We start from the raw sequence: 17,489 nt of genomic DNA, 5'->3' as shown, positions 1-17,489 counted from the left end.
TATTGTATTTTGTCGATAAAATCTTACACTTTACCGATATATATAAGAACGAAAAAGCCTACAAATGCATCTCTCAAATATAGAGAAATAATCCGACCAAAACTACCAGTGCGTGCTTCTGACCAAACAAATTACGATTATGGGGCTAAAGCCTGTAAATTAGAATTATGGTCACAGATTTGCTGGTATCTATTGACTTACTAATTTTTGAATTTCAAAAACAGGTTACTTTTTATGCTAGAAAGAAACATGTAATACAATTAATGGAATGGAATAAACGAATTATTTTTATAAAATTCATAGTTATAAACGAAATACTATATTTGCTATTACCCCACTACGTAAAATGCTATGATAATGTCAGATGGAATACAGGAAGGAGTACCGACATATAGAGTTTCGGGTGGTGTACTCACATCATCCGCACATTAAGGGGAGATTAACTTTTGCAGCACAGCCCTATGAGCTTTTGGAGGGTAGTCTAATGAGTAGGCAACCTTCATCATATTTAGTGTATGGTAGTATAGATAGGGGAGGTCGTTTAGAAATCGGTTTTAAGGATTTTACGTTTGAAATGACTACAGACTTGCATGAACGTCTCGGATTCTTGTATGAAAAAGTCAAGAAAGAGTATGGTAACCACATTATAAAAATTACCTAAGGCTTTTGAATAGTCCTGCAAAAAGCACGTTTTGAAACACTATAGGAGTAATGCTCTTATGAATTAAAAAAAGAACCTTTTATACCATAAACTACGAAAAAAGACGCGTATTCCCATATTCAACGACATTACCACACAGAGCATTAGCTAAGCCAGGATATTCTATAGTGCGTTTGCTACAAAACCGGCAACTTCCTTTTCACTAATATCTTTCTGGCATCTAATTTTCAAATGTCTTCGATACTTTCCTTTTCCTTCGAGTAACCTATTAGGGTCCTCCAACGAAAATCCTTTGGAAAATTCTATGGTAACATGATTTTTATAAACAAAAATACCACTGAACATTTCACTATCGAAAAAAAAGACAATTCCACCGTACATTAATGTCTCTTCACTTCTCGGATGTGCCTCCAGGATGGTTTCGCGTAACATAGACAATAGTTTATATTTTTCTTTGTCCATTTGTACTAGACTGTCCAGAAACTCTTGAACCTTTTTATCTTTGGATAGCACCACGGTTATTTTTGTTATTTCTTATTGAAAAATAATTAAATCCATTAGAATAACTATTTCAATAGTAATTTTTCTTAACCATTTATTTATACTTTTCAATCAGTACCTCAAATTTCTTATAATCCTTCGAGGAGTGATTACCATAATCCCTTATCATACTGAATTTGATATTATTGTGCGTAAGAAAGGTGCTTATCCTTTCGAGTTCATCAGGAGACCCAATTATTTCAATCTTTGCCATTGTTCATTATTGGTTTTGTATAGTCTCTAAATACAAATTACACACTTAACCACAGATTAGAGCCGTTTTACAACATATACTTTTGCAGAAGAAACAAGAATGGTAAATTTAAAATAAAAAAATAAAGGTTTCCAAGTTTTTTCTATTTTCAAACAGTGTTACAGTTTAGGGCTCCATCAATCTAGTTGGAGCTCTTTTCATTTCAAGATTTTTTTTGGACTTTTCTGTCTGAGTATAGAGAACGGGCATTAGGATTTCGTCAGGCTCACCAATACTTAAGTTTTATTGCACTAAGAGAATATTTTCTAAAGAATTGAAATACAGATTGTTAAAAAATATATTGTTGGTAAAAGCTATTCCTCGATTAAGCTCAAAAATATTTGAACGTATTCATCTTCGTACTGGTTCATTCCTACGATATGTTTTCCATTTATTTCCCAAAATTTGGTAGTTGACTTGTTGGAAGAATCATATAGCTTCTGACCTAGTTCAAATGGAACTTGTGTGTCTGAAACACTATGTATGATTACTATAGGTTTATTTATTTTTCCAATTTCTTTATCAGCGGGAAAATCATTGTTCATTATAATAGGTAGTAACCACCTAAAGTTTTCCAAGTTTAAAAGACGGGCGTATACTTTTCCTATTTCAGGAAAGGAACTGAAGGTTCCCTCAAGTACCAAGCCCTCAATTTTATTAGGTCTCGCTGCCGCGTTCATTGTTGCAAAGGCACCGCCAAGTGACTGTCCCCAGATTACAATTTTGGTATTTTTTACATCTTCGAGTTCGAGAAATTGGTCAAAAACCCGGAGTGCATCATTCTTTAAAACAATGCTATTGTCATCAATTCCTGTATATTTTGCAAACCCCCGTCTTTCGTAAGCAAATATTTGAAACCCCTTGTTTATCAAAGGCTCATACTGTTTCTGCGAATTTATTAAGGTCATCCCATTTCCTAAGTGGTGAAATATTGTTCCTATTGGTCTGGAATTTGGCTCAAAAAGTACAGCGTGTATCTTTATGTTATTCTCTAAAGAAATGTACAGTTCTTGGTGTTTAAAGGAAGTTTCAAAAACGGTATAATCGTTTTCTGTTTGATAAATCATCGAATCTGTGATTCTGGTCAACCGGATAACGAGGATGGCTGAAATCAATATTATAAATACCGAAACAACAATCCATTTGAATATATTCAGTGTCTTTTTCAATTTATACCTAGTTTAGTATTAGTAACATAGGTGTTGTTCAATCTATCGTAGCTCAGTTAATTTTGCTTTGAAATGTACCTTCAAGACCTATGGTTCCTTCAGGATGTCCTTAAAAAGAAGAAAATAAACGTGAACAAAAAACATAACTATAGGTACGAAGAATACCATACTACCTGAAACTACATATTAGACGATAAAATTAGATGAATGGTTACTGCTTCATTGTGGATTTTTGATTTTGCATTACTAAAAGATAGTTTAACGTCATTTGTTATCTTATTTAATATCAGTTTACTACAGTAGTTCAACGAATTATAAGCTTGAAAATTTGGACACCCAAAAAGACCGTTTAACTAGAAGTCGAAATCTCCTAGAGACTGTTAATTGATATCGGTAAAGAGCCTATTTTTCTCTAAAAGTTGACCAACATTACCCCAAAAGGGTATAGTGTCAAATTGACTTGTTCCTGATTTACTTAAGAGCTCGATTTTTGCTTTCAGAAGATTTTCCTGCCTCCAGCGTATATCCTTTTCCACATCGCTAAAGGCCATACAACATCCCTCGAAAGTCCTTTTCTTTGATATATGTTGATTTAGGATTTGTATGTCACTATGTTTACGGTCCCGTTTTATTCTCTCGTAAATTTTAAGAACCTCATCCTTGTTCCCCTCTAGTATTTGGATAAAATAGGGTGCCTTAAATAGTAGACAGCCGGTGATTCCTGATTTTCGATTATTTATTTCGGATGATTCGAGTATGTTATGGATATCCGTTTCCTGAATTTCCATAGCTGTTTCAGAGATGTAGGTAAGCTGATAGGGCATTTGTACTTTTTAAAGTAGGTTAGAAATTTCCTACACAAGTTAAGCAGGGAGATGTACTATTCCAAACGATTCAGCTAGGCATTTTTAAATTTAACTAATTCTATGGATACAATAGCGGCAACCTTCGCTTTAAACCGGGCACTTTGAAGATTGAGAATTAAGGGCTAATAAATCTATTGAATTTAGATAAGTTTTTGTTTAGTAACGATCAAAGTAATCCAACTCGCTAAATGTATTTGCGATTAACTGGATAGAGGTCGGCATGCATACCACAGAGTGGTACCGTAAGATGGGTATCAGTAAGGCCTCATTTTACAATGGAACAAACCATTGGCGAATCCAAGTTTTGACAAACAGGTTTTACGGGACAAGCTGCAAATAATTTTCTGAGACATCCCAAAACAGTGGAATATTCAATAACATCAAGTTGGCATGCAATATTTCAGTTCAGCGTTACTTTAAGCTCGCATTTGTATGTAAGAGTGTTTTTTATCCTGAACACCAGTTTAACCGATAATCTGTACTTATTCGGTATGCTTGTGATTATTATGTTCATTTGTCAGTTTGGGATTCTGACTTTAGGTCTGGCAACTTGCTAAAAAAAAGTAAACTGTAGTGAAAAAGAAATACGTAAGGCTATAGCTGTATAAAGAATATGGGAAATAGTATCGAGAAATTAGAAATAGTATAAGTTCGAATCAAAAACTTAATTCTTAAAAGCAACTAAATAAAAACAATAATAGAATCTTCAATTATATCTTTAAAAAGACTTATGTGTGGGATAATTAAAGTAATGACTTATTTGGTGTGAAGATAGATGAGATAGAGATACTCACTTTTTAACTTCTCCAAGAAACCCTAGCATTTTGGATTTATAACTCTGTCCGATCGGAATTTCTAATTTTCCTATCTCAACGTCCAGTTTCGTGTAAGCGGTTATTTTCTCGCAGTTGACACTATATGAACGATGCGTTCTTAGAAATCTATCGTCAAGGTTTTCCAGAAAGGAAGTCAGGCTTTGTTTAATAAGATGGTTGGTATCCTCGGTAACAATCTTGATGTAATCTTTTACGCTTTCAATATATAATATATCATCAAAAAAAATCTTGACCTGTTTTCTGTCTTTACGAACAAAGACATATCCTTTGCTGGTAACGTTATACTTTTTTGATATTGGCGTTGATGTTTGTTTCTGCTCATTGAATTTTTCAATCGCTTTGAAAAATCGAGCGAAGGAAATAGGTTTTAAAAGGTAATCAACCGCGTTCAATTCAAATCCTTCCAATGCAAAATCGCGATATGCGGTCGTGAAAATGACCTTTGGTCTGTGAATTAGGTTTTTGAAGAAATCCGTGCCTTTTAAAACGGGCATTTCTATATCCAAAAACAGTAGGTCTACTTTCTCATTCTTAAGAACCTTACTTGCTTCTATGGCACTGGCACAAGAAGCGACAAGTTCAAAATCATCCAATTGATTTAAATGGTTTTTAATTAGTCCCCTCGCAAGGTCTTCGTCATCAATGATTACGCATTTGTATTTCATTTTCTTTCTAGTCTTAGTGCTACTTCGTAACAATCCTCCTCATCACTTATCGTTAGTTCATGGCTATTCGCATATAATAGTTCCAATTGCTGTTTGACGTTCTTGAGGCCTAAGGGTTCTTCATTTTCCGATTTTCCACTAACCGAACTACTCGGCTTCGAGTTATATATCGAAAATAATATATTCTTCCCATCCATGGTCATTGAGATGTTGATTTCAGCCTTTTTCAATTCTTGGGCCACGCCGTGCTTGAAAGCATTTTCAACAAGCGTCAATAACAACAAAGGGGCAATCTGTATATCCGAATCGATTTGATGATTGAAAGTTACCGCCACACGACCTCCGTACCTGATTTTTTCCAAGGATAGGTAGTTCTCGATAAGCTCAAGTTCCTTTTGTACGGGCACATAATTCTCCTTACAACGATACAGGATATAGTCCAAAATATCCGAAAGTCGTTCGATAACCTCGGGGGTCTTGTCGGATTTTTCCAATGCCAATGCGTATAGATTGTTCAGGGTATTGAATAAAAAGTGCGGGTTCAGCTGGTTTCTCAGGGCAGTAAGTTCCGCTATTTTCTTTTGCTCGTTCAGTTTTAAAAACTTTTGCTGGTTCTTATAAAAACGGGCCATTAATAATAAGGCGGCTGGCGTGAGGTATAAAATGATTTTACTTAGAAAAACGGAAAAATAAGACAACCGTTTCCAGTAACTTTCTGCGGCATATTCTTTTTGAATGTCGTTGTACGAATCAAAATATTCTACATCGAAATAGTACATCTTGACAGCTTGGTAGATTGAAAACACAGAAATCAATAGCATCAAAAGCCAAAAGATAAAAAGACCTGTCTTTTTCCTGTTTAGAAATTTGGGCATCAAAATATAGATGAAAACGTAGGCGACAACGATTTGCGCCAACACGATTAGCCCATAGGACTCGAAGATGTGTCTATAACTACCATAGAGGCTTATATTGTTTACGGACAGAACAAAGTACAAATATACAGCTATCCAAAACAGAATATGTTGCAAGACAGGATTTGCGAAATAGTTCTTTAGCCTTTCCATAGGTTTGAAAACTATAAAACTAACCTTTAAACTACTTTTCAAAACAATTTGTCTACGAATCTTTCTTTTAGATCTACGAATCGTCCAAAATGGACTACTAAAGATGTACAGTCCATTAGTAGACCAGAACAAGCTCCCGGTCTACTTTCTTAAAAACCGGTAACACTGACCTATAGTTTTGAAGAAAACCAAATGGACTATGGGCGATTTTACAAAAATGAATATAGCAATTTTGCTACTGATTTTGACGCAAACGGTGTCCTATGCGCAATCCGTAGCCTCCATTTCTGGAAATGTAGTGAATACCAATAATGAAGCCCAAATGGGAAACGCCCTTATTATTTCGCCTTTGGATTCTACGATTGTTAAAGGGACGAGCTTTTTCGAGGGGCGTTTTGAACTCTCCGGCCTGAACGAAAAAAAGGCATTGCTAAGACTTACTTCGCTGGAGTTTCAAGACACATTAATTATCGTAGATTATACAGGAAGTTCGCATATTGAATTGGGAAACATAAGAGTTTCTGAAGCCAGCAACCAATTGGAAGAAGTAGTTGTGGTTTCAAAAACTCCATTGGTGAGAGAAAGAGCGGATGGATCTATCGAAGTCAAAGTAGAGAATACCACTTTGGCCACCAGTACGTCGGTAAGCGAAATATTAAGTAGATCACCAAGTGTTGTAGTAGATGAAGATAACAATATCGAAATTTTTGGAAAAGGTACCGCAGTTCTATTCATTGATGGAGTTCGTGTAGTTACCGAACGCCTCTCAACGCTTTCCCCTACGAATATCAAGAGTATCGAAATCATTAGCAATCCCGGTCCTCGGTACGCCGCCGCCGGCAATGCGGTCATTAATATCATCACCAAACGAGGCAGCCAAGAAGGCACAATGGGTTCCATTAGAAACTACTATAATTATTCGGATTTTGCGGGATATGACAATAGGACCAATATCGATTACAACTATTCCAAAGGAAAATGGACCCTGAATGGCAACTACGGCCTCCTTACCGGAAATGATAGATGGGATTGGGCAACTTCGCGCACAAGAGAAATGCCCCAGAACTTTTTTAAATCTGATATTACAGCGGATTCAAGGAGTAAAATGAACAACTTTTCGAATTACGGGCTTGGTCTTCAATATAATGCAAAGGACGACAGCTACCTCTCCTTGGAATATAATGGGGCCTTTGAGGATTTGGGAGGCACCATGTTGAGCGAAAATACAATTATCGACAACGAAATAGGTATCTACACCAGTCTACTTACCCGTGACGATATTACCCTTAAAAATACCCTCAACGCCAATTACTACTCCAAAATAGACAGTTTGGGTTCCAGTATTTTTGTTGGGGGGCAGTATTCGGGCTACAACAATGATTTTGACAACAATATCGATGAATCGAGCAGCATCGATGGCCTTGAAAGCGCTAACAAAATAAATAATATTGGGGAGAACAACATTAATATATTCAGCATACAAACAGACTATACGAAAGCATTTGGAAACACAGGTCTTCTAGAGTTGGGAATCAAATATGGGCATGTTAACATTAATTCAGAAACCCTATTTTTTGATATTGACGATATGGGACCACCTACCAGAAACGAGGTGCTATCAAGTAATTTTGAGTACGATGAAAAAGTTCCGGCAGCTTATGTGAATTATAAAGGAAGTATATCAGATAGTGTAAACTACAGTTTAGGCTTACGCACTGAGCTGACGGATATCAGACTCGCTACCAGTGTCGATGGCGGGCGTATCGTTAAGGACAACTATATCAATTTCTTTCCAAACGCTTCTATACATGCCAGTTTATTAAAGGGCCTGAAAGCCTACTTTACCTATTCCTCAAGAATAAACAGACCGCCCTACAATAGACTGAATCCCTTTGTAGTGTATCAGGATGCCTTTACCTCCATAAGGGGAAACCCAAATTTACAACCGTCAAAGGTGCATTCATTTGAACTTGGAGGTTCTTACGAAGGCTGGAGCCTGAAAACAGGATATACTTTTTCCATTGATCCAATTGACGGTGGTGCGTTCCAATCCGAAGACAATCCTCGGGAATACATCCTGCAGCGGGTGAACGTAAGCCGTGAACATGCTTTTTTCGCCACTCTGTCGAAAAACATAAACCTGAAGTGGTGGAAATCGACCAATAACCTAAGTTTGAGTTATAACAAATTATTCGACGATACTGGTATTTTCGATATTCGTGATAGCCGACCTTATTACTATGCATATTCCCAAAATAGCTTTGATATTATGGATGGATTCACCTTTTACGTCACCGCTTGGTATCTCGGGGACAAGCTAGATGGAATCAATTTGAGAAAAGGCCAGTCATCAGTGAACTTAGGTCTCGAAAAAAAGTTGTTCAATAATACAATTACGCTTAACCTTGATTTTAACGATATTTTTTATGATGTGAGGTATGATGGCGGATATAGGGTAGGTGTTACTGATATTATCTATGCCAATCAACTCAATACCAATTTCGTGCGTTTCTCAATTTCGTACAATTTCGGCAAACTTAAAGAATCAAAATACCTTAACAAAAAGGTCGGGGAAACTGAAAATAGCAGGGTTCAATAAGGGTTTGGAATAGTCTCGTTAAACCAACCTATTTCGGCACTACATTTTATTTCTAAAGTTCAAATAAACCTATTTACACATAATTAAAATAGTATGTTCAATCCCACCTTTAATTGTACTTTGAAAACTACAAAATCGGTTAAAGATGTCTCTTGAAATCCCGTATTTGACCTAAGATACGAACAACGAATATTCCCTTTCTGGTCGGTTCATAGAAAATAGTATGCGCCTTGTAATTGTATCTTTTCAAAGGTGCCGCAAATTCAGAAGCGCTGCGACCAAGGTCAGGATTATCTGCAAGAGTCTGTAAAAATTGGTATAACTCGGTAACATAATTATGAGTCTGTGATTCGCCCCAAGTCTCTAAAGTATAATCTACTATATCGTCAATATCTCCATCTGCTTTCGACGATAAATGATAACTAGACATTTCCGTTACTTTTAGTTCTGTGCTTTTTACGCATCATAGCAGCTTCAACAATTTCGTTTACAGACCTAACTTTAGAACTTATGCCGCTTTCATAACCTTCTTGTATAGCTGCTTTAGTGATTAAAAACGCTCTATTTCGTTCCTGGTCCAAACGTATGAGATGCCTCATATACTCGCTATCATTCGCGAAACCACCATTTTCAATTTGCAACTTTATCCATTCTTCCTGAGCGGTAGTTATAGTCAATGATTTTCTGATTGTCGCCATAATTATAATATTTAATTACATACAATATACGTAATATAACATATTATTAGCGCATGATTAACTAAAATTTTATTAAACTAGTATTTAAAAAATGTAACTGCAAAAAACGGTCAAAGAGAACCACTAAAAACGGATTTATTTGAACCACTTAGAAAATCGTTTCATTCTGCGCTATAAAAGGGATTGCAATAAATATTGCGATGCTCACCTTAATCCGGCGGGGGTGGTATACTATGTTCGTCCTTTCCAGTCAAGGCGGGTTTGACCTCACTCGAAGCCCTTCAGGCTGCAACTCTATATTCAACCGAGTTGTTAGACTTTCAGAAATCATTTGGTTCGATAGAGGTAGGCAAAAATGCCGATTTTATATTACTGAAAAATAATCCATTGGTAAATATTAAAAATACGGAACACATAGAGGCGGTTATCCAAAGAGGGGAATATTTCAACAACGACAAACTGAATTCTTTGTTGGACAAAGCAAACAATTTCAAATTCTAGATTATTTAAACGTTTTGTAGACTTTGTAATTAAGAATTGGTTTTAAATATCAAACTCAAAAAATACCTGCTTTTAGAACAATAGGTCGATAGGTAAATCTAAATTTTATACCCTAAGTAAACTTTTTTGAAACACTAATAACAGAAAAACAATTTATTTGCTCAATTATTTAGTTACTAAAGTTGGAGCATCCAAAAGAATTTTTAGCATTAAACAAGGACAATATTAATTGTTTTTAGCTCTATTCTTCTACAACTAGAACTGAATTTCAAGGTAAATAATTGACATGTAAAATGGTATCGATATAGTGAGGAATTGGATTGTTAAAGCAGGTGAACCTTAAAAATGTTGTACATATGTTGTACATAAAAAAAATCCCAAGACCTAAATCTTGGGATTCCCTTTAAATACTGGTAGCGAGAGGGGGGCACGATCCCCCGACCTCCGGGTTATGAATCCGACGCTCTAACCAACTGAGCTACCTCGCCATTTTCATTTTAAAAATGATTCAACTATTAAGTGACAAAATCAGTTTTTATTGGTGAGTCTACTTGCATAAAATACAGAGAAGCACTTTAAAACGGGTGCAAATATATAGTTTAATTTTATGTTCATCAACAATAGTGGAGTAAAAAATAATACCGATCTTTTATTTTTTTATCATATATAAATATATATATTGGGCATTATTAAGATGGAATCATGGATGATAAAATAAAATTTGAAATTGAGTTTGTAATACAGTCATCACCCCAGATGCTTTATCAATATTTGGCTACACCATCCGGCCTATCGGAGTGGTTTGCCGACAATGTAAATTCTAGGGGAGAGAAGTTTATTTTTATATGGGACGGAACAGAGGAAGAGGCTATCTTACTAAAACGTAAAACAGATGAGTTTGTTCGGTTTTCTTGGGAAGAGAACGATGATGATTCCTACTTTGAAATGAAAATTATAGTTGATGAAATTACCAAAGACGTGTCTTTGTTCATTACTGATTTTGCAGAAGAGGATGAAGTAGAGGAATCCAAAATGTTGTGGACCAATCAGGTTTCCGACCTTAAACAAGTATTGGGTTCCAAATAAATTATTAGGTATTTACAGTATCTTTGAGCCTTATTTTTATAAGGTTTTTTTTTATGGTGAATTTTAACGGTACGTTACTAGAAGCGGATGTACAATTTTTAAACAACTCCAATAGAGGACTCCGATATGGCGACTCTCTTTTCGAAGCCATTCGTGTTGTAAATGGGCGTATTTATTTCTTGGAGGAACATTACCTTAGGCTAATGTCCTCTATGCGGATTCTTAGAATGGAAATTCCTATGGAATTTACAATGGAGTTTCTAGAGTCCGAGATTCTTAAGACCCTTGCCGCGAAGGAGGGGAATAAAGCTTATCGAGTTCGTTTTACAGTTTTTAGGAACGATGGAGGCTTATATTTACCTGAAACCAATCATGTTTCTTATTGTATAGAAGTTAAGGAATTGGACAATCCGTTTTACACTATTTCTGAAAACCCTTACGAAGTAGAGTTGTTTAAAGATTTTTATGTGAATAAGGATATGCTATCCAACCTTAAGACCAATAACCGAATATTGAACGTGGTAGGAAGTGTCTTTGCCAAGGAGAACGATTTTCAAAATTGTTTACTCCTCAACGGGGATAAAATGGTGGTGGAAGCGCTTAACGGCAATGTGTTTTTGGTGACGGGAAACACCATAAAAACACCTCCTTTGGAAGATGGATGTTTGAACGGAATACTTAGGAAAAAAATAATAGAAATATTGAAAAAATCTGCCAGCTATGAGATTGTGGAGGCGTCTGTTTCTCCTTTTGAATTGCAAAAAGCCGATGAAATTTTTATAACGAATACCATCAATGGGATTATCCCGGTATATAAATACCGTAAAAAGAAATATGGAAATGCGATAAGTAAGGATTTAGTGGGGAAATTGAATGCGGTAGCGCGATTAACCGTTTAGTTTAGACTAGGATTTTCTGGAGCATTGGACCATAAGAGATAATCACCTCCAAGCTCCATCATATTCTCTTTCCAAAATGCATCTGAAGATTTTTTTATGATTTGGCTTTCATATTGGTTGACGACCACGATCCACGACTTGGAAGAAAGCTCTTCGTCTAGTTGTAAGGACGACCACCCGGAGTAGCCTAAAAAGAAGCGAATATCGTCTTCTGAAATAGTTTTTTGATTGATTAGGGAAATCGTTTTCTCAAAGTCCCCTCCCCAATAGATTCCATCAGAAATCTCAATACTATTTTCAATCAAATGAGGTACTTTATGTATAAAGTAAAGATTATCCTGTTCTACGGGCCCACCGTTGTATACTTGAAAAGGAATTAAAATTTCATTGACTAGGTCACTTATCTGGTATTCCAATGGTTTGTTTAAAATAAAGCCAACAGACCCTTCTTCATTATGCTCCGCTAGCAGCACAACAGATCGGTTAAAGGAAACATCACCGGTAAGGGATGGCTCAGCAATAAGTAATTTTCCTTTTTGCGGTTCTATTTGGAGCATTATTGAATAAGCTATAGATGTCTAAAATAAGACAATTCCTATTAAACTTCAAAACTTAAAGCACAAAAAAAAGCGCTTAAACAGCGCTTTTAATTCTAATATCTGTGTGAATTAGTTTACTGCATTACCTAAATCGGCACCTGCTTTAAACTTAACAACATTCTTAGCCGCAATTTGGATAGTTTTTCCAGTTGATGGGTTTCTACCTTCTCTTGCGTTTCTTCTTGATACGGACCAAGATCCGAAACCAACTAAAGAAACTCTGTCTCCTTTTTTCAAAGAACCTTCAACATTTCCTAAAAAAGACTCTAAAGACTTCTTAGCTGCTGCCTTTGTGATGCCAGCGTCTGCCGCCATTGCATCAATCAATTCTGTTTTGTTCATAATGTGATTAAATTAAGTGTTGTTAAAAATAACTTTATATCGTTAAACAAATTTATATGGATTTACGACCAACACAAGGAAAACCACTGTAAATCCCTTATTTTGTTGATAACTCGGGAGGTTTGTTGATAACGTAGGGCTTTTTTTACGATTCCCGCAGCCCAATCATACAGGGGCTTCAACGGAAAAATGCATTTTCGGGCAGTTTAAGTCCGTTTAATACCGCTTCTGTTGCCAGCCTTCTTTTACCCTGTAACTGAATTTCTAACAGTTTTATAAAACCGCCGTTCACCGCAACCCGTATTTCTTTTTTGTCAAAGACGAGTTGGCCAAATTTTAATTTATGCCTTGCTTTTTCAGCTTCAACCTTGTAAATTTTTACAATAAGTTCTTCCTCATTAAATATAAGGGGGCTCCATGCAGCAGGATACGGACTTAAGCCTCTTATATGATTGTAAATACGTTCCAGTGGCAGGCTCCAGTTTATTCTACATGTTTCTCTATCTAACTTGTGGGCTAATTTTAAGTCGGTTGAATTTTCTTGTATGGACGTACTCAAATTTCCCTCTTCGATTCGTTTGACAGTTTTTAATACGGTTCCTGCACCTAATTGCATTAAACGGTCATGTAAGTCACCTGCGTCTTCAGTAGGAGAAATGACTATCTCATCTTGTAGGATAATAGCGCCGGTATCAATCTTTTCATCTATAAAGAACGTTGTAACTCCGGTCTTGGTCTCCCCGTTCATTAGTGCCCAGTTGATGGGGGCGGCACCACGATACTCTGGTAATAGCGAAGCATGTAAATTAAAGGTGCCCAATGCCGGAAGCTGCCAAACTACTTTTGGAAGCATCCTGAAGGCTACTACGATTTGAAGGTTGGCCTGAAGCTTCTTTAATTCTTCTATGAATTCTGGATTTTTAAGGTTGGTCGGTTGCAATACGGTTAGGTCATTTGCCAATGCATACTTTTTGACAGCCGATTGGTTTACTTTTCTTCCCCTGCCCGCTGGTCTGTCCGGAGCTGTAATCACCCCAACTACGGAATATCCTTTTTTACAGAGGGCATCTAAAATACCTACTGCAAAATCTGGGGTTCCCATAAATACGATTCGTAAGTCTGTCATAAGTCCTTTAGTATATAGTACTGATTTTTGGTGTCTAAGTCAATTTTGCGTTCTTCCAATAGCTCTTGCAAAGCTATCAAAACCACATTGCTTTCCTCACCTAATTCTTGTTGTAGTTTCCTAGAGGTAAGAGAATGTATTTTTAATTGCCCAAGAATTTGTTGTTTTGTTGTATTTGGAGCCGTATCCGAATACCCTGATTTTTTACAAACATCGCAAAGGCCGCAAGGGCCAGAATCTGTTTCGCCAAAATAAGTAAGCAATTGTTGACTCCTACAAATGCTATCATTATTGGTATAGGAAAGCATTTGTTCAACCTGCTCTTGTTTTAGTTTGTTTTGGTTTTTTACTGTCTTTGCGAATAGATTTATGGTACTATCGTCTTCACGAGGTACTAAAAAAGTAAGTTCTAAGTCGCTATGTGTACCCTTGAAATCTATGATGTCTTCCGACGCTAATTTTTCCAGTCCTTTTATAATGGTGTTTTCATCCGTGTTTAGTTTTTTTGCTAGGAGCAAGGTATTAACCAACGTTTCAAATTCAAAAATACCTCCATAGGTTCTTAGCACGATTTTAACCAAATCAGATACTCTTGGATTCCTTTCGATATAATCGAAGAGAATATCTTTCGTTGCCGTGAAATGAACCGTTACTTTTCTAGCAAAGGAGGTGGAAAGCGCTAGTACCGAATTTCTGTCAAGTATCCTTAGCACATTATAAGTGAGTAGGGAATTAAGACTGTAAGTGGCGCAAAATTTATTAAAATTTAACCGGTAGGTCGTTCCGGAACCCTCTCCATATGCAATTTGTAGGTAATTGTTAAGTTTATTGTAAACGAGCTTTACAAATGAAACTTCGGGTAGAATATCCAAGAATTGCTTTTTTACCTGAGCTTGATCTGTTTTGTTCGTAATTAGAATTGCTTCTGCTGGCGTGCCGTCCCTGCCTGCTCTACCTGCTTCTTGATAATAGTTTTCTAAACAGTCGGGTATTTGATAATGAATTACCAACGCTACATCTGGTTTATCTATACCCATTCCAAATGCATTGGTCGCCACCATTATTTTAGTTTGGTTTTCTAACCACTGTTCTAATTTTTTTTTCTTGTCCTTTTCTGTGATACCACCATGATAATGGGTTGCGGTTATGCCGCAGTCCATGAGATAACTAGAAACCTCTTCAGCTAGTCTTCGCGTTCTCACATACACGATACCACTGGTACTTACTTTGCTACAATACGTTTTTAGCCAATATCTTTTATCCTCCTCCTTGCGCACTTTAAAAGCAATATTCTTTCTGGAGAATGAGTCCTTTTGGATTAAAGGTGCAATTAGATCTAAGCTGTTTACAATGTCTTTCGCTACCATTGCTGTTGCGGTCGCCGTAAGCGCCATGAAAGGCACGGTAGGATGCAGTTCTCGTAAGATGGAACATTTTAAGTAGGCAGGTCTAAAGTCATGACCCCACTGAGAAATACAATGTGCCTCGTCTATGACCAATAAGTTAACGTTCATTTGCTGGATTCTGTCTTGAATGAGCTCCTGTCCTAAGCGTTCTGGAGAAAGATAGAGAAATTTATAACCACCATAAACGCAGTTGTCCAGTTCATTGCTGAGTTCTTCAAAACGCAGACTTCCCGTTAAGCCAACCGCTTTGATTCCTAATCTTTTAAGATTGGAAACTTGATTCTGAATTAGTGCAATCAAGGGAGAAACAACGATACAAATTCCGTCTCTGGTCATCGCCGGAACTTGAAAACAAATAGATTTTCCTCCACCTGTAGGCAAAAGGGCCAAGACGTCCCTATCTTCTAAAGCAGCATTTATTATATCTTCTTGCGAATCTTTAAAAGAAGAAAAGCCCCAATACTTTTCAAGAATTTCATTGGGTGCAGTGTTCACATGATTAATTTAGAAGGTTTTGTATAAATGAAATTCTTTCCGGCACTGTGCCAAAGGGAACTTCTTTAACGTCATAACCCAGAACTATATACCTGTTTTTTAGGTGTTCATGGATTTCTGTTGCCTGTAAATAGGTCTCCAATCTCTCATTATCCTGCACATAAATTGCCTCCCATGGCGGAAGCAAAAACACGGCGTCATAAGTGTGTTTTTCACATGTTTTTAGGAAGTCCGTCTCATACGTTTGGTCAAAATAATCCATGTATGCCAGAACGTCGGGCATACCGCGGTCATAAAAAACTAGACTTTCTTTTTGGTCCTTTGCAGCTTCATATTGCTTTCTTCTACCTTCCAAAAGCTGTTGATTAAACTGTTTTGAGTCGGTAACAAAGGCTATAGGGTTTGTAAGCACTTTATCCGGATGTTGTTCCGTTTTAGCTTCTAGCGTCATGCTACGAATAATTTCATGAAAACAAAAAAAACCTGATGTTTCCAATGCCTTTATGATAGCAGTTTTTCCTGTTCCTGGTGCACCTGTTATAACGATTCGTTTAAAGTTCACTTTTCTAGTTTAATGCAACAAAAATAGGTAAACTTAGGATGCCAAAAAACCAGATGTTTCCACTTATCTTTGTAAAAAATTCAATCAATGGCAGAAACCAGCCCAGAAGAGTTTTACAAGCGACTAAAAGAACAATTGGCAGGCACTACCGTCTGGCCATCAGACTACTTGTATAAATTCATTGTCGAGTCCGACTCGGATAATATCAAGGAGATACATAAAATTTTTGACCATACCGGAGCGGTAATTACATCTAAAAAATCAAAGAAAGGTAAGTATACCAGTGTTTCAATCACGGTAAATTTAAAAAATCCCGATGAAGTTATAAAAAAATACAAGGAGGTTGGCGCACTAGAGGGCGTAATATCGCTATAAAATAGTATATGAGCCATAATTTTATTATTTTGCGTTCGTTATAAGAATACTTCTTCATACAGTTTTAAGTAAAAAAATCCAAATTTGCAATTAGTAGAAAACCTCGAATACAATACAGAGCGTCCTCATTTGATAATCCCTGAGTATGGTCGTCATTTCCAGAAAATGGTAGACCATGCAGTTTCAATAGAAGACCCTGTAGAAAGAAATAATGTGGCTAACGCTATCATAAGCGTTATGGGAAATTTACAACCGCATTTACGCGACGTACCAGACTTTCAGCACAAGTTATGGGATCAGTTATTTATCATGTCCGATTTTAAATTGGACGTTAAATCTCCTTTTCCTATTACTTCCAAAGAAATCTTACAAAAACGTCCAGATCCCTTAGAATATCCACAAAATTTTCCAAAATACCGGTTTTATGGCAACAATATCAAACGTATGATAGATGTTGCGGTAGAATGGGAGAAAGGTGATAAACGTTCTGGATTGGTCTATACCATTGCCAATCACATGAAAAAGTGTTACCTAAATTGGAATAAAGATGTTGTAGATGATTCAACGATCTTTAAGCATTTGTTTGAACTTAGTGATGGACAAATAGATCTTGCTGCCAAAGGAGAAAGTCTAACGGATAGCGGTCAGTTTTTAAAGAACAGGGTCGCAAAAACACCTAGAAACAACAAGAGCAATCAAAGAAACAGTAATCGCGGTAAAAAACGCTATTAATCGTCTACAAAT

General features: G+C 36.5%; 20 protein-coding genes and 1 tRNA gene. 7 read left to right on the top strand and 14 right to left on the bottom strand.

Features of this window, described 5'->3' with window-relative positions:
* The first annotated feature begins 364 nt into the window (after nucleotides 1-364).
* Nucleotides 365-661, top strand: a complete 297-nt coding sequence (locus MS6x_RS01060) for a hypothetical protein (protein WP_482604894.1) — start codon at nucleotides 365-367, stop codon at nucleotides 659-661.
* A gap of 162 nt (nucleotides 662-823) precedes the next feature.
* Here the strand turns inward: MS6x_RS01060 and MS6x_RS01055 are convergent, their stop codons facing one another.
* The 6 genes from MS6x_RS01055 to MS6x_RS01030 form a co-directional block, all read right to left on the bottom strand.
* The gene (locus MS6x_RS01055; RefSeq protein ID WP_482604892.1) at nucleotides 824-1,174 is read right to left on the bottom strand and encodes a DUF1801 domain-containing protein; all 351 of its coding nucleotides are present in this window, start codon (nucleotides 1,172-1,174) and stop codon (nucleotides 824-826) included.
* A gap of 82 nt (nucleotides 1,175-1,256) precedes the next feature.
* A complete protein-coding gene (locus MS6x_RS01050; protein WP_482604890.1) occupies nucleotides 1,257-1,415 on the bottom strand; it encodes a hypothetical protein in 159 nt (52 codons plus the stop codon).
* A 353-nt stretch (nucleotides 1,416-1,768) separates the two neighbouring features.
* Nucleotides 1,769-2,623, bottom strand: a complete 855-nt coding sequence (locus MS6x_RS01045) for an alpha/beta hydrolase (RefSeq protein WP_482604888.1) — start codon at nucleotides 2,621-2,623, stop codon at nucleotides 1,769-1,771.
* Between the two features lie 380 nt (nucleotides 2,624-3,003).
* Nucleotides 3,004-3,447, bottom strand: coding sequence for a BLUF domain-containing protein (locus MS6x_RS01040; RefSeq protein ID WP_482604886.1), 444 nt, complete (start codon nucleotides 3,445-3,447; stop codon nucleotides 3,004-3,006).
* Between the two features lie 832 nt (nucleotides 3,448-4,279).
* Nucleotides 4,280-4,990, bottom strand: a complete 711-nt coding sequence (locus MS6x_RS01035; protein WP_482604884.1) for a LytR/AlgR family response regulator transcription factor — start codon at nucleotides 4,988-4,990, stop codon at nucleotides 4,280-4,282.
* A complete protein-coding gene (locus tag MS6x_RS01030; RefSeq protein ID WP_482604882.1) occupies nucleotides 4,987-6,057 on the bottom strand; it encodes a sensor histidine kinase in 1,071 nt (356 codons plus the stop codon). Before MS6x_RS01030 ends, MS6x_RS01035 begins: the two co-directional genes overlap by 4 nt.
* Nucleotides 6,058-6,256: 199 nt before the next feature.
* Here MS6x_RS01030 and MS6x_RS01025 point away from each other — a divergent pair, with 199 nt between their 5' ends.
* Nucleotides 6,257-8,656: a TonB-dependent receptor gene (locus tag MS6x_RS01025; protein ID WP_482604880.1), complete on the top strand. Its 2,400-nt coding sequence runs from the start codon at nucleotides 6,257-6,259 to the stop codon at nucleotides 8,654-8,656.
* A 139-nt stretch (nucleotides 8,657-8,795) separates the two neighbouring features.
* Here MS6x_RS01025 and MS6x_RS01020 read toward each other — a convergent pair whose 3' ends face one another.
* Together MS6x_RS01020 and MS6x_RS01015 are read right to left on the bottom strand one after the other, a co-directional pair.
* Nucleotides 8,796-9,086, bottom strand: a complete 291-nt coding sequence (locus MS6x_RS01020; protein WP_482604878.1) for a type II toxin-antitoxin system RelE/ParE family toxin — start codon at nucleotides 9,084-9,086, stop codon at nucleotides 8,796-8,798.
* Complete coding sequence (locus tag MS6x_RS01015; protein WP_482604877.1) at nucleotides 9,079-9,354, bottom strand: ribbon-helix-helix domain-containing protein; 276 nt, start codon at nucleotides 9,352-9,354, stop codon at nucleotides 9,079-9,081. Before MS6x_RS01015 ends, MS6x_RS01020 begins: the two co-directional genes overlap by 8 nt.
* A 261-nt stretch (nucleotides 9,355-9,615) precedes the next feature.
* Between MS6x_RS01015 and MS6x_RS01010 the strand changes: the two genes are divergently transcribed.
* A complete protein-coding gene (locus MS6x_RS01010) occupies nucleotides 9,616-9,855 on the top strand; it encodes an amidohydrolase family protein (RefSeq protein WP_482604875.1) in 240 nt (79 codons plus the stop codon).
* A 411-nt stretch (nucleotides 9,856-10,266) separates the two neighbouring features.
* Here the strand turns inward: MS6x_RS01010 and MS6x_RS01005 are convergent.
* Nucleotides 10,267-10,343: transfer RNA gene (locus MS6x_RS01005), tRNA-Met, on the bottom strand.
* Nucleotides 10,344-10,557: 214 nt separating this feature from the next.
* On the opposite strand from MS6x_RS01005, the gene MS6x_RS01000 reads away from it, so the two are divergent.
* Together MS6x_RS01000 and MS6x_RS00995 are read left to right on the top strand one after the other, a co-directional pair.
* A complete protein-coding gene (locus tag MS6x_RS01000) occupies nucleotides 10,558-10,941 on the top strand; it encodes an START-like domain-containing protein (protein ID WP_482604873.1) in 384 nt (127 codons plus the stop codon).
* Between the two features lie 53 nt (nucleotides 10,942-10,994).
* Nucleotides 10,995-11,840 carry an aminotransferase class IV gene (locus MS6x_RS00995; protein ID WP_482604871.1) on the top strand — a complete coding sequence of 282 codons (846 nt, stop codon included), beginning with the start codon at nucleotides 10,995-10,997 and terminating at the stop codon, nucleotides 11,838-11,840.
* Here MS6x_RS00995 and MS6x_RS00990 read toward each other — a convergent pair.
* The 5 genes from MS6x_RS00990 to MS6x_RS00970 form a co-directional block, all read right to left on the bottom strand.
* Nucleotides 11,837-12,397: a YqgE/AlgH family protein gene (locus MS6x_RS00990; RefSeq protein ID WP_482604869.1), complete on the bottom strand. Its 561-nt coding sequence runs from the start codon at nucleotides 12,395-12,397 to the stop codon at nucleotides 11,837-11,839. The genes MS6x_RS00995 and MS6x_RS00990 overlap by 4 nt on opposite strands.
* 111 nt (nucleotides 12,398-12,508) lie before the next feature.
* Nucleotides 12,509-12,781, bottom strand: a complete 273-nt coding sequence (locus MS6x_RS00985) for an HU family DNA-binding protein (protein WP_482604868.1) — start codon at nucleotides 12,779-12,781, stop codon at nucleotides 12,509-12,511.
* Between the two features lie 178 nt (nucleotides 12,782-12,959).
* Nucleotides 12,960-13,907, bottom strand: coding sequence for a methionyl-tRNA formyltransferase (fmt, locus tag MS6x_RS00980; RefSeq protein WP_482604866.1), 948 nt, complete (start codon nucleotides 13,905-13,907; stop codon nucleotides 12,960-12,962).
* Entirely contained in the window at nucleotides 13,904-15,808 is a 1,905-nt protein-coding gene (locus MS6x_RS00975; RefSeq protein WP_482604864.1) for a RecQ family ATP-dependent DNA helicase, read from the bottom strand. Before MS6x_RS00975 ends, fmt begins: the two co-directional genes overlap by 4 nt.
* A 4-nt stretch (nucleotides 15,809-15,812) precedes the next feature.
* Complete coding sequence (locus tag MS6x_RS00970; RefSeq protein WP_482604862.1) at nucleotides 15,813-16,370, bottom strand: AAA family ATPase; 558 nt, start codon at nucleotides 16,368-16,370, stop codon at nucleotides 15,813-15,815.
* 87 nt (nucleotides 16,371-16,457) lie between these two features.
* Here MS6x_RS00970 and MS6x_RS00965 point away from each other — a divergent pair, with 87 nt between their 5' ends.
* Both MS6x_RS00965 and MS6x_RS00960 read left to right on the top strand, forming a co-directional pair.
* Nucleotides 16,458-16,745: a DUF493 family protein gene (locus MS6x_RS00965; RefSeq protein WP_482604860.1), complete on the top strand. Its 288-nt coding sequence runs from the start codon at nucleotides 16,458-16,460 to the stop codon at nucleotides 16,743-16,745.
* 84 nt (nucleotides 16,746-16,829) lie between these two features.
* Entirely contained in the window at nucleotides 16,830-17,477 is a 648-nt protein-coding gene (locus MS6x_RS00960; protein WP_482604858.1) for a DUF4290 domain-containing protein, read from the top strand.
* Nucleotides 17,478-17,489 lie beyond the last annotated feature (12 nt).

The sequence above is a fragment of the Maribacter sp. MS6 genome (genome assembly GCF_056839185.1).
Note: the sequence above shows the minus strand (reverse complement) of the source record. Positions and strands in the feature narration are given on the sequence as shown.